Origin of the sequence: Paenibacillus mendelii, from assembly GCF_024498075.1 — a bacterium.
GTDB classification, from domain to species: domain Bacteria; phylum Bacillota; class Bacilli; order Paenibacillales; family Paenibacillaceae; genus Paenibacillus_Z; species Paenibacillus_Z mendelii.
The window spans coordinates 1,314,437-1,325,704 of the sequence record NZ_JANHOF010000001.1 but is presented as its reverse complement, the minus strand read 5'-3'; the positions used below and the strand labels follow the sequence as shown (position 1 = coordinate 1,325,704).

Annotated in this window: 8 protein-coding genes; all 8 read left to right on the top strand. The window is 55.0% G+C overall.

What is annotated here, in order from left to right; genetic code table 11:
* Positions 1-493 precede the first annotated feature (493 nt).
* The 8 genes from NNL21_RS06070 to murB all read left to right on the top strand — a co-directional run bounded on the left by NNL21_RS06070 (position 494) and on the right by murB (position 11,264).
* Positions 494-2,437: a stage V sporulation protein D gene (locus NNL21_RS06070; protein WP_204816505.1), complete on the top strand. Its 1,944-nt coding sequence runs from the start codon at positions 494-496 to the stop codon at positions 2,435-2,437.
* Positions 2,438-2,521: 84 nt separating this feature from the next.
* Positions 2,522-4,009, top strand: coding sequence for a UDP-N-acetylmuramoyl-L-alanyl-D-glutamate--2,6-diaminopimelate ligase (locus NNL21_RS06065; RefSeq protein ID WP_204816504.1), 1,488 nt, complete (start codon positions 2,522-2,524; stop codon positions 4,007-4,009).
* Positions 4,006-5,430: a UDP-N-acetylmuramoyl-tripeptide--D-alanyl-D-alanine ligase gene (locus NNL21_RS06060; RefSeq protein ID WP_204816503.1), complete on the top strand. Its 1,425-nt coding sequence runs from the start codon at positions 4,006-4,008 to the stop codon at positions 5,428-5,430. The genes NNL21_RS06065 and NNL21_RS06060 overlap by 4 nt, the downstream gene beginning before the upstream one ends.
* 12 nt (positions 5,431-5,442) lie before the next feature.
* Positions 5,443-6,399, top strand: coding sequence for a phospho-N-acetylmuramoyl-pentapeptide-transferase (gene mraY, locus NNL21_RS06055; protein WP_204816502.1), 957 nt, complete (start codon positions 5,443-5,445; stop codon positions 6,397-6,399).
* Between the two features lie 97 nt (positions 6,400-6,496).
* Entirely contained in the window at positions 6,497-7,933 is a 1,437-nt protein-coding gene (gene murD / locus NNL21_RS06050; RefSeq protein WP_204816501.1) for a UDP-N-acetylmuramoyl-L-alanine--D-glutamate ligase, read from the top strand.
* 44 nt (positions 7,934-7,977) lie between these two features.
* Positions 7,978-9,075, top strand: a complete 1,098-nt coding sequence (spoVE, locus tag NNL21_RS06045) for a stage V sporulation protein E (RefSeq protein WP_204816500.1) — start codon at positions 7,978-7,980, stop codon at positions 9,073-9,075.
* Positions 9,076-9,082: 7 nt separating this feature from the next.
* Positions 9,083-10,192 (top strand): undecaprenyldiphospho-muramoylpentapeptide beta-N-acetylglucosaminyltransferase, encoded by a 1,110-nt coding sequence (gene murG, locus NNL21_RS06040; RefSeq protein ID WP_204816499.1) that lies wholly within the window; start codon positions 9,083-9,085, stop codon positions 10,190-10,192.
* Positions 10,193-10,358: 166 nt separating this feature from the next.
* On the top strand, positions 10,359-11,264 hold the full coding sequence (murB, locus tag NNL21_RS06035) for a UDP-N-acetylmuramate dehydrogenase (protein WP_204816498.1): 906 nt from the start codon (positions 10,359-10,361) through the stop codon (positions 11,262-11,264).
* The last annotated feature ends 4 nt before the right edge of the window (positions 11,265-11,268 follow it).

The following is an 11,268-nucleotide window of genomic DNA, read 5'->3' as shown; positions in this document are numbered from 1 at the left end:
GAGCCGACTTCGCATGTCCGGCGTCATAAGGAGCAGCTGTAACGCCGGAAACTGGCGTTACAGCAGGTCGAGGCGCCGAAGTTGCGGCCTGTAACGCCGCTTTATGGTCTTACAGAGCCGTCACCGCAAGACCGGCGTCCATACAGAGCAGCTGTAGCGCCGGAAACCGGCGTTACAACAGGATGATGCGCCGAAGGAACGGCCTGTAACGCCACTTTATGGTCTTACAGAGCCGGCACCGCAAGTCCGGCGTCATACGGAGCAGCTGTAGAGCCGGAAACCGGCGTTACAGCTGGATGAGGCGCCGAAGGAACGGCCTGTAACGCCGGTTTATGGTTTTACAGAGCCGGCATCCATCCCGGCATAGCGGCAGCTCGTACACCGGAGCAAGTGAAGGCTTGTTCTAACCCCTTTTTATTCCGAATAGGCTTGGATTAGATAGAATGAAGGACATGTTCCTTCGTTCAAGCGCCTTGTGGAGGGGGAAAGACAAGTGAAAGTATCGAATGTAACCGTCCGGCGTAGACTTTTTATCGCGCTGATCGTGTCTATCTTGGCTTTTTCGCTGCTTGCCGTTCGTCTCGGTTATGTCCAGCTGCTGACAGGTGAGGAGCTTGCCGCGAAAGCAGAGGATTCGTGGCGCAGGGAAATTCCATTCTCAGCCAAACGGGGCGAGATATGGGACCGAAACGGCGTCCGGCTTGCGTATAATATAAGTTCACCTACCGTTATGGTGATTCCCGCGCAGATCAAGGATGCCAAAGGAACGGCTGCGCAGCTGGCCAACGTGCTGGGGATGACGGAAGAGAAGCTGTACGGATTCGTTACGAAGAAACAGATGATCGTCAATGTCCAGCCCGGCGGCCGCAAAATAACAACAGAGAAGGCACAGCAGGTCAGAGACTTGAATCTGGCCGGCGTTGTCGTAGCCGAGGATAATAAACGCTATTATCCCTTTGGGGATTTTGCATCGCATGTGCTTGGAATCGTTGGCCTGGACGGCGGTTTAACAGGCGTCGAAGCCAAATACAATTCATTCCTGGAAGGCATAAACGGGAACGTCTCTTTTTTATCCGATGCCAAGGGCAGAGTGATGCCCGGTTCGTCCGATACGTATTTGAAGCCCAAGGACGGGCTGAACATGGTGCTGACGATCGACAAACAAATCCAGTCGATCATGGAGCGGGAGCTTGACCAGGCGATGGTGAAGTTCCAAGCGGACAATATTATGGCGATCGCCATGGATCCAACCAACGGTGAAATATTAGGCATGGCCAGCCGCCCGGCTTTCGAGCCGGATAAATTCAGGGACGCGGAGCCCGAGGTCTATAACCGCAACCTCCCTATATGGATGACCTACGAGCCCGGGTCGACCTTCAAGATCATTACATTAGCCGCGGCGCTCGAAGAGAACAAGGTGAACCTCAAGAACGAGCACTTCTTCGATCCTGGCGCAGTTGAGATCGGCGGTGCCCGGCTGCGCTGCTGGAAGAAGGGCGGACATGGCAGCCAGACATTCCTGGAGGTTGTGCAAAATTCATGCAACCCCGGATTCGTCGCACTCGGCAACCGCCTCGGAAAAGAAAAGCTGTTCGGGTATATTCGCGACTTCGGCTTTGGCACGAAAACAGGTATTGATCTGGGCGGCGAGGAGAATGGCATCCTGTTCAAGCTAAAGCAGGTAGGACCGGTGGAACTGGCGACTACAGCTTTCGGCCAGGGTGTTTCTGTGACGCCGATTCAACAAATTACAGCCGTATCGGCCGCAATCAACGGCGGCGTCCTCTATAAACCGCATGTTGCCAAGTCATGGGTCAATCCTGAGAACGGGGAAACCGTGGAGACGGTTGAGCCGGAGGCGGTTAGGCAGGTGGTGTCGGAGAAGACGAGCCAGCAGGTTCGCGAGGCGCTCGAGAGTGTCGTGGCCAAAGGCACAGGCAAGAACGCCTTTATCGACGGTTATCGTGTAGGAGGCAAGACGGGGACTGCGCAGAAGGTCATTAACGGCAGATATTCGCCAAGCGAGCACATCGTTTCTTTTGTTGGATTCGCGCCGGCCGACGATCCCAAGATCGTCGTGTATGTCGCTGTAGACAATCCGCAGGGCATTCAATTCGGCGGTGTCGTCGCAGCGCCGATCGTTCAAGCGATTTTGGCAGATGCGCTGCCATATATGGGAATTACGCCGCGTGCGAAGCAGATCGAACGGGAGTATAAATATGGAGATGCGGCGCCGCGGATCGTTGTGGTACCGAATCTCGTTGGCAAAACGGTATCCGATATCTATGAAGATATGAACATGAACTTCAACCTAACCTCGGCCGGAAGCGGCAATACGGTCATTCGTCAAGCGCCGGCTGCAGGTACGCGCGTAGAACGCGGATCGACGATTCGCATTTATTTAGCCAAAGAAGATGATGAAAGCCATCATCATTGACCATAATGGAGAATATCATCAAGCAGATATAGGGTTACGCTTTGAGCAGCAGGCTTGAGCGGTCCCGGTAGGAGGAATAGGCACATGCGACTGAATCAATTGGCGGCGCTGCTGGAAACGGCGGTAGTCGCAGGTGATGGCCATGCAGAGATAACAGGTCTTCAGACGGATTCCCGGAAGGTGACGGAGGGCGACTTGTTCATCTGTTTAGTTGGCCATAATATGGATGGGCATGATTATGCCGGGGAAGCGCAGAAACGCGGAGCCAAAGCGCTCGTTGTCGAGCGGAGGCTTGCCATCGATATTCCGCAACTGATTGTGAAGGACAGCCGTTTCGCCATGGCTGTCTTAGCGGACGAATATTTCGGACATCCGAGCCGCTTACTTAAGCTCATTGGAATTACGGGAACGAATGGCAAGACGACGACGACCTATTTGATCGAACGGATACTGGCTGATGCCGAGCATCGGCCAGCGGTGATCGGCACGGTTGAAATGCGCTATGGCGGAAAGACCTACCCGATGTCCGGGACGACGCCGGAAGCGCTTGAGCTGCAGCGTTACCTCGCGGCTATGGTCGCAGAGGGAACGGATTACTGCGCGATGGAGGTATCCTCGCATGCGCTGGAGCAGGGCCGTGTGAAGGGATGCCGCTACCGGACGGCCGTATTTACCAACTTGACGCAGGATCATCTTGATTATCACGGTACGATGGAGCGATACGCCGCTGCCAAGGGACTTCTGTTCGGGAGACTCGGTAATGATTTCGGGGCCACGCAGGAAGAACGGTCGTACGCGGTGTTGAATGCAGATGATCCGGCTTCAGAGACTTTCGCGCGCTTAACGGCTGCCGAAGTGCTGACCTACGGAGTGAAGCAAGAAGCCGACGTACGTGCATCGAACATCAAGGTTACCGCTCACGGGACCTCATTCCATGTAAAGACGTTTCGGGGAGAAACGGATATTACATTGCGAATGGCCGGAACCTTTAACGTCTATAATGCGTTAGCCGCCATAACCGCCGCGCTTGTGGAGCAGATTCCGCTGGAGCGGATCAAGCTGAGCCTCGAGGCCGTTCCAGGCGTACCGGGACGGGTTGAGGCCGTGCATGCCGGACAGCAATTCGCGGTTATTGTCGACTACGCACATACGCCCGACGGTTTGGACAATGTGTTGAAAGCCGTCAAAGAAATCGCCGATGGCCGGATTATTACCGTCTTCGGCTGCGGCGGCGACCGCGATAAGACGAAACGGCCGATCATGGGCAGCATCGCCGCGGCTTACTCGGACTACGTCATCGTCACGTCCGATAATCCTCGTACAGAGGATCCGATTCGTATTCTGGCCGACATTGAAGCCGGGCTGCAAAGCGACGGCGTGCCGCAGGAAAGGTATGAGCTGCAGCCCGACCGCCGCTTGGCGATTCAAAAAGCGGTTGAAATGGCCAGCCATGAAGATGTAGTATTAATTGCGGGTAAGGGACACGAAACGTATCAGATCATTGGCCGTGTTACACATGATTTCGATGACCGTGAAGTGGCCAAAGAAGCGATAAGGAGTCTGGAAAAGTGATAAAACGAACGTTAGGCGATATGGCCGTCATGAGCGGCGGAACGAATTCAAAGGCAAGTCTCCCCGGGACGGAACTGGTAGGCGTGACGACGGATTCACGCCGCGTTCAGCAGGGTCAGCTGTTCATTCCGCTTGTCGGAGAGCATTATGATGGACATGATTTTGTTCAAGGCGCATTTGCTTCTGGAGCGGGAGCCGCTCTGTGGCAATCCGACCGGGAAGTTCCGAAAGAGCTGGCTGAAGCCTCGCTCATCTTCGTTGAGGATACACTTACTGCCCTTCAACGGCTGGCATCTTCCTATAGACAGGAATTAAAGGTACGGGTCATAGGCGTAACCGGCAGCAACGGGAAGACGACAACCAAGGATATGGCGGCGTCGGTATTGGCCGGCGTTTTTCGCGTGCACAAAACGGAAGGTAACCTAAACAACCACATCGGCCTGCCGCTGACGGTACTGCAGCTGGATGAAACCGTCGAAGCCGCCGTTATCGAAATGGGCATGAGCGACTTCGGCGAGATTGAGCTTCTAACCCGGATCGCAAAACCGGATATCGCAATTATTACGAATATTGGGGATGCGCATCTGCTTCAACTGGGATCGCGCGAGGGAATCGCGAAGGCGAAGCTGGAAATTGCAAGCGGCCTTACGCCTGGCGGCATCCTGCTGTATAACGGGGATGAACCCCTGCTGCGAAGCGGCGTACAGGCATTAGGCTTGCCGGAGTCAATCGCCACGCAAACATTCGGTATCGGATCAGATAATGACTGGTCAGCGCAGAACGTGGAACTAGGTGCAGACGCTTCACGATTCGATATGGTTTCGAAGCAGGACCCGGGCAGATCGATAAAGGGGCTTCGCATTCCGGTTCTCGGACAGCATAATGTAGCTAATGCCCTTGCGGCAATTGCCGCAGCAATGCTGCTCGGCGTTCCGCAAGTGCGCATTCAGGAAGGGCTCAGCGGATTGACTCTGACCGGTATGCGCATTGAGCCGTTACGCGCAGCCAATGGAGCGCTGCTGCTAAGCGATGCGTATAACGCCAATCCAACTGCGGTTCGCGCAGCGGTCGATCTGGTCGCCCATTTATCGGGCTACCGGCGCAAGTGGCTGGTTCTCGGCGACATGCTGGAGCTTGGCCCTCAGGAGGCCGAGCTGCATGCCGGCATCGGGGAATATGTACTGCCGGATAAAGCGGATGCCGTACTCACATATGGAGCCTTGTCCCGTCATACGGCTGAAGCTGCTGCCAAAAATTTCGGAATTGGTGAAGCCGGCGACCAGCCGGTTATCGCATTTGAAGATAAGAACGCGTTGATCGAATGGCTGCAGGCAAGGCTCGCACCGGAGGATCTCGTCCTTGTGAAAGGTTCGCGTGGCATGCGCATGGAAGAGATCATCCAAGCGCTGCAGCGCGTATAGTGGGGTGAGAAAATGGACATCAAGGTCATATTGCTCTCAATAGGCGCTTCCTTTCTGCTTGCGGTTTTACTCGGACCGTTGTTCATTCCGCTCTTAAGACGGCTGAAGTTCGGCCAGCAAATCCGGTCGGACGGACCGCAAAGCCATCTGAAGAAGAAGGGCACGCCGACAATGGGCGGCATCATCATAATGCTGGCGACACTACTTGCCTTTCTTAAATTTTCGGATAAAACGGCCGAATTTTGGGTGCTGCTCATCGCGTCGCTCGGGTTTGGACTTATCGGATTTTTGGATGATTACATCAAAATCGTATTTAAGCGGTCGCTCGGTCTGACAGCCAAGCAGAAGCTGATCGGCCAATTTCTGTTCGCGGTTATTATATGCTTCCTTCTCTATCAGATGAACCACAGCACGATGGTCAACATCCCGGGTACGTCCATTGATCTGGAGTTCGGCTGGTTTTATTATCCTTTAGTTGTCATCATGCTGTTCGGCACAACGAACGCGGTTAACTTCACGGACGGCGTTGACGGCTTGCTGGCAGGTACGGGCGCTGTCGCTTTCGGCGCATTCACGCTGCTGGCCATGCATGCAAGCGAGCATGAATCGGCTATATTCTCCGCCGCGATGATCGGGGCACTGCTAGGATTCCTTGTATTCAATGCCCACCCGGCGAAGGTCTTCATGGGCGATACCGGATCGCTGGGCATCGGCGGCGGTATGGCGGCCGTGGCGATCCTGACGAAGACTGAATTTTTACTCGTCATCATCGGGGGCGTATTCGTCATCGAGATGTTATCGGTTATTTTGCAGGTAGGCTCCTTTAAACTAAGAGGCAAGCGTATTTTCAAGATGAGTCCGATCCATCATCACTTCGAGCTCTCCGGATGGAATGAATGGCGCGTCGTCATCACATTCTGGGCGGTAGGTATACTGTTCGCCGCGATCGGTCTGCTGTTGGGACGATAAGGATGACAGGCGTCTACCTTTGCGATGGTAGGGCGCAGATTTACTAATGTATCCTGCAAGTGTAGAAAATGGATAGACCGAGGGGGACTTAATCACCATGAATGACCCGAAATCTTATAAGGACCGGCGTGTCGTTGTACTCGGTCTTGCCAGAAGCGGGGTTAGCGTTGCCAAGCTGTTTCATAAGCTCGGCGCGCTGGTGACCGTTAACGATCAACAGGAACGTCATCTATGCCCCGAAGCGGACGAGCTGGACGCTTTGGGTGTTTCTGTCATATGCGGGGGACATCCGGATTCACTCATTACAGAGGAAACGGCATTGGTCGTCAAGAATCCGGGAATCCCGTATACGGCAGCGCCTGTACAACGGGCGATGGAGCTTGGACTCGATGTGGTGACCGAAGTGGAGGTCGCCTATTGGCTGTCGCCCGCGCCGATTATAGGCATAACCGGTTCGAATGGCAAGACGACAACGACGACATGGATCGGCGAAATGCTCGATACCGCGCAGATGAGGCCGATTGTCGCAGGCAATATCGGTACGCCTCTCTGCGAAGCGGCACAGACCGCAGAGCCTGGCAATTGGATCGTCGCCGAGCTCAGCTCGTTTCAGCTCAAAGGCACGCAAGCGTTCCGTCCGCGTGTTGCACTGCTGCTGAATCTAGCCGAGACGCATCTGGACTATCATGGCAGCCTCGACGATTATATCGCATCCAAAGCAAAGATATTCGCGAATCAAACGGAGGCCGATACCGCCGTGTTGAACGCCGACGACCCGGTTTGCCGTCAATTGATGGACAAAGGGGGAATTCGCGCTTCGATCCTGCCGTTCTCCACGACGCAGGAGCTTTCGCAGGGCATCTTCGTCTCACCACCGTTCCCGCCCGATCTAACGGAGCCGGACGGCGCTGTAGACCGGCAGATCGTATGGGTGAAGCAGGATGGTGTGATGCAGACGCTGATGCCTGTGAACGAGCTCGGCATTCCCGGACGCCATAATGCGGCTAATGCGCTTGCTGCAATAGCGGCTTGCATCGCTGCAGGGGCCGACCTGCAGTCGCTGCTGCAGCCGCTCCGTGAATTCAACGGCGTCGAGCACCGCCTTGAATTCGTCTGTGAACGGAGAGGGGTTAAATATTACAACAATTCCAAGGCGACCAATACAATCGCGACGGTTATTGCACTACGGTCGTTCCCTGGCCGCATCGTGCTCATCGCAGGCGGTCGCGACCGGGGCTTGGACTTCATGGAACTGGTGCCGCATATGCGCGATCAAGTAAAGGCGGTCGTGACCATTGGCGAGACCCGGGAGAAGCTTGCAGGCGTGGCAAGGCTGGCAGGTTTAACGGCAGTGAAAATCGTCGAACCTGAGGAGGACGCCGAAGCGACGCTGCGCCTAGCGGTGCGCGAAGCAGCCTCCATTGCGGAGCCGGGAGATACCGTTCTGTTGTCTCCGGCCTGCGCGAGCTGGGACATGTTTAAGTCTTACGAGCAGCGGGGGCGCATTTTTAAACAATCGGCGCATACGTTGTAAGTAGGGGGCTCGTCCCTACTTACCGATGCAGAGGTGTTTGCGCTATGGTTAAAGCCAGGTCCGCTCCGGATGTCTGGATGATTGTCTCGATTTTTCTTATTCTTGCCATCGGACTCGTGATGGTCTACAGCGCGAGCGCGGTGCTCGCGTTCCATGAGTTCGGCGATAAGTTTTATTATGTCAAAAGGCAGCTGCTGTTTGCCGCGCTTGGAATCGGCGCCATGTTCGTCACGATGAACGCCGATTATTGGATGTGGAAGAAATGGTCGAAGCTTGGGCTAATCGTATGCTTCTGCCTGCTTGTCATGGTACTCGTTCCCGGAATCGGGGTCGTTCGCGGCGGCGCGCGAAGCTGGCTGGGCATCAGCTCATTCGGTATTCAGCCATCCGAATTCATGAAGCTGGCGATGGTCGTCTTTCTGGCGAAGATGCTCTCCGAGAAACAGCAGACGGTGACATTGTTTATGAAGGGCCTGCTGCCGCCGCTAGGCATCCTCGGGGTTGCCTTCGGCATGATAATGCTGCAGCCTGATCTGGGCAGCGGTGCCGTTATGGTCGGTGCATCGATGCTCGTGATCTACACCGCCGGGGCGCGTCTTGCGCATCTTGGTTCATTGGCGTTAATAGGCGTTGCCGGATTAGTCGGTTTAATTCTCGCAGCTCCATACCGGCTGCAGCGCATAACCGCCTTTCTCGATCCGTGGGCCGACCCGCTCGGCGCAGGCTATCAGGCCATTCAATCGCTGTATGCCATCGGCCCAGGGGGCCTCGTCGGCCTCGGCCTTGGCATGAGCCGTCAGAAATTCAATTATCTTCCCGAGCCGCAAACCGACTTCATCTTCTCCATCGTGGCTGAGGAGCTCGGGTTTATCGGCGGCGCGGCGATTATTATATTGTTCGCGATTCTCGTCTGGCGCGGAATGCGCACGGCCATCGCGGCACCCGATACGTTCGGCAGTTTATTGGCTGTTGGCATCGTCGGCATTGTGGCGGTGCAGGTATTCATTAATATTGGAGTCGTGATCGGCATGATGCCGGTAACGGGCATCACCCTGCCGCTAGTCAGCTATGGGGGATCATCGCTCACGCTGCTCTTAACATCGCTCGGAATTTTGCTTAATATATCCCGTTATTCGAGGTGACCTTTTCATGCGAATTGTATTGACCGGCGGCGGAACCGGCGGCCACATTTATCCGGCATTAGCAATCGGCAAACAGGCGGCGGAGGAGGAGCCAGGCACGTCCATCCTCTATATTGGTACGCCGAAGGGAATGGAGAGCCGCATCGTGCCCGAGCAAGGAATCAAATTCGAATCGGTTGAAATTACCGGGTTTAGAAGAAAGCTGTCGGTTGAGAACTTCAAGACGGTCATGCGTTTTCTAAGAGGCGTCCGGCGCTCCAAGGAGCTGCTTCGCAGCTTCAAGCCGGACGTCGTGGTCGGGACTGGCGGATATGTGTGTGGTCCGGTCGTATATGCCGCAGCGAAGCTTGGCATCCCAACGATCATTCATGAGCAGAATGCGGATCCCGGATTGACGAATAAATTTCTTGCCCGTTATGTAGATTGCGTGGCAGTCAGCTTCAAGGAATCGATTCCTTCCTTCAATAAAGCAAAGCGGATTGTCCACACCGGCAATCCTTGCGCGTCGAATGTCGTGCGCGCAAATAGAGAGAAAGGCTATGCCTCGCTTGGTCTTCCGCAAGGAAGCCGCATCGTGCTCATGGTTGGCGGAAGCCGCGGTGCGAAGGCTATGAATGACGCAATGGTGGACATGGGGCCTCTGCTACAGCGGCTGCCTAACGTCCATTTTGTATTTGTAACGGGAGAAAGCTACTACGAGCAGACGATGGAACGGATGAAGAAGGTTATACCGAAATTATCCAACTATATCCATATCCTGCCGTATTTGCATAATATGCCGGAGGTGCTGGCGGCGACGACGCTCGTCGTCAGCCGCTCAGGCGCTTCTTCACTTGCGGAAGTAACGGCCCTGGGGATCCCTTCGATCCTCATACCGTCACCCAATGTGACGAATAACCATCAAGAGGCGAATGCGCGAAGCATAGCGGATGCCGGGGCAGCGGAAATGATCGTGGAGCGGGACCTGAACGGGGAGATGCTGTTCGAGCGGATCCAAGCGATCATGAACGATTCGAGCCGGCTCTCACAGATGGGGAAGGCTTCATTATCGCTGGGCATTCCGCAATCCTCATCGCTGATTGCCGCAGAGCTGCTCAAGCTTGTCAACAACAGATAGATCATCATATAGGCGATTGTCACACACCTGTGGTAGAGGGCATAGTATACCCTATAATCGTGACCGTCACCCGGCGGGCCCGCAAGCACGGATTCAGGTGGGCTGCCCGGTTAAGACAACGAGGCCAAGGTCTTGACAATCGCTGTAGCATAAGGAGGTACGACAGATGGAACAGTTTATAGCGGAATTGAAGCAGACGGAAGTCGGCGATGTTTTCCTGCAGAAGTCACTCGCAGAATATACGACATGGAAAATTGGCGGTCCGGCCGATGTCCTCGTTATTCCGGGCAGCAAGGAACATCTCGTCACGCTCATCCGATTGCTGCGCAAACATGGGGTTCCATGGACCAATATCGGCCGCGGCTCCAATATGCTCATTAGCGACAAAGGGATTCGGGGAGTCGTTATCAAACCGGGCAAACAATTCGATTATGTGCAGTTCGACGGTACGCTCGTTCATGCAGGCGCCGCATATTCCTTCATCAAGCTGTCTGTTATGGCGGGCAAGGAAGGACTGACCGGTCTGGAATTTGCAGGGGGGATTCCAGGAGCAGTCGGAGGAGCCGTCTATATGAACGCCGGCGCCCACGGGTCGGATGTGTCTCGTATTTTCAAATCAGCCGAGATTGTACTGGAAACAGGGGAATTGGTTCACTACGGTCCAGAGGATATGAAATTCTCTTACCGACATTCGGTGCTTCACGAGCAGCCTGGAATCATCGTTAGTGCGACGTTCCAGCTCCAGGAAAGTGACCGGGAAGAAATCGCGGCTTCGATGGCCGTACTTAAAGCCCGGCGGCTGCGCACCCAGCCGCTGAGTCTGGCAACCGCAGGCAGTACATTCCGCAATCCGCCGAATGACTTTGCCGCGCGGCTCATACAAGAAGCAGGCCTGAAAGGACTTCGATCCGGAGGCGCCGTGGTTTCAACGCAGCATGCCAATTTCATTGTTAATACCGGGCAGGCAACAGCTGATGACGTCCTCACCCTCATGGCAACTATTAAAAGCACCGTGAAAGACCGATTCGGAATTGATCTGGTGCCAGAGGTATTGGTGGTGGGTGAGCGGTAATTCG

Excerpts from the sequence above, each read along its gene's own strand:
- NNL21_RS06065 (WP_204816504.1), top strand. The coding sequence starts at position 2,522 with ATGCGACTGAATCAATTGGCGGCGCTGCTGGAAACGGCGGTAGTCGCA.
- mraY (WP_204816502.1), top strand. The coding sequence starts at position 5,443 with ATGGACATCAAGGTCATATTGCTCTCAATAGGCGCTTCCTTTCTGCTT.
- murD (WP_204816501.1), top strand. The coding sequence starts at position 6,497 with ATGAATGACCCGAAATCTTATAAGGACCGGCGTGTCGTTGTACTCGGT.
- spoVE (WP_204816500.1), top strand. The coding sequence starts at position 7,978 with ATGGTTAAAGCCAGGTCCGCTCCGGATGTCTGGATGATTGTCTCGATT.
- murG (WP_204816499.1), top strand. The coding sequence starts at position 9,083 with ATGCGAATTGTATTGACCGGCGGCGGAACCGGCGGCCACATTTATCCG.
- murB (WP_204816498.1), top strand. The coding sequence starts at position 10,359 with ATGGAACAGTTTATAGCGGAATTGAAGCAGACGGAAGTCGGCGATGTT.